At 72.8% G+C, this 1,300-nt stretch carries 1 protein-coding gene; it reads right to left on the reverse strand.

The genetic code is table 11. The features are described 5' to 3' along the window. Positions 1-16 precede the first annotated feature (16 nt). Positions 17-1,300 (reverse strand): acetolactate synthase large subunit (locus RIF93_RS15660; RefSeq protein ID WP_309092379.1); only part of this gene is annotated, 1,284 nt, incomplete at its 5' end.

Below are 1,300 nucleotides of genomic sequence, written 5' to 3' on the forward strand. Positions count from 1 at the left end.
GCTTTTTTCTTGGCGGCTAGATCGCCGCCTCGATGAACGTCGGGCCCTTGTTCGCCATGGCCGCGGCGAAGGCGCGGTCGAAGTCCTCGGCGGTCTCGCAACGCACGGCCGCAAGCCCCAGGCCCTTGGCCACGGAGACCCAGTCGATCCGCGGATCGCCCAGGTCGAGCAGGCGGGCGGCTTGCGGGCCCGCCTGGCCCGCGCCGGTCCGGGTCATCTCGACGTTGAGGATCCGGTAGGTGTGGTTGGCGAAGACCACCACCGTCACGTCCAGCTTCTCGCGCGCCATCGTCCAGAGCGCCTGGACCGTGTACATGGCCGCCCCGTCTCCGTTCAGCGAGACCACCTTGCGGTCGGGCGCGGCGACGGCGGCGCCGATGGCGATGGGCAGGCCGATGCCGATGGCCCCGCCGGTCAGGGCCAGCACGTCGTGCGGCCGCGCGGCCGCCGTGCCGACCGCCACGCCCATGCCCGACGTCACCGCGTCGTCGCAGAGGATGGCGTCCTCGGGCATGTGCCGGGCGATCGACGCGCCGGCGGTGTAGGCGTTGAGCCCGCCCGAAGGCGCAGTCTCGGGGATGGCCAGCGGCTGGGCCGGTCCGGCGGCCGGCGCTCCGAGCGCCTCAGCAAGGGCCGCGAGGCCCGCGACCGAGTCCTCGGCCCGCGCCGCCAGCGTGAGGGTCTCACAGCCCTCCGGCAGAAGCACGCTGGGCCGGTCGGGATAGGCGAAGAAGGCGACCGGCGTCGTCGTGCCGACGAACACCATGAGGTCCACGCCCTCGAGCTCTGAGAGCGCCATTTCGCCGAAGTAGGGCATCTTCTTCGGCAGGAAGACGCCCGCGCCGCGCCGCTGGCGGGGCACGAAAGTATCGGAATAGACGGTCACGCCCGCCGCCTCGAGTCGCGCGGCCTCCTTGAGCGCCTCTTCGCGGCAGGCTTGGCCGCCAAGCAGGACGACCGGCTTCTTCGCCGCCTTGATGGCCTTGGCTGCCGCGTCCACCGCCGCGCCGGAGGGCGCCGGCCGCACCGGCTTCTGCGCGATGACCGGCTCCCCCTGCGCCGGCAGCCAAGCGGAGTCGGCCGGCAGGATCAGGCTGACGGGGCCGCCTGGCGGGCCGTAGCTGGCGGCCACGGCTTCGGCCGTCGTCGCGGCCACCTCGGCGGCGCTGTCGGCCGACTTCACCCAGATCGAGTTCGGCGCGACCAGCGTCGCGATGTCCGAGTTCAGAGGGGCGTCGTACTGCCGGTGGTAGGTGGCGTGATCGCCCACCACGTTGACGATGGGCGTGAAGGCGCGCCG

This window comes from Phenylobacterium sp. (genome assembly GCF_031181185.1).
In the GTDB taxonomy this organism is placed as follows: Bacteria; Pseudomonadota; Alphaproteobacteria; order Caulobacterales; family Caulobacteraceae; genus Phenylobacterium.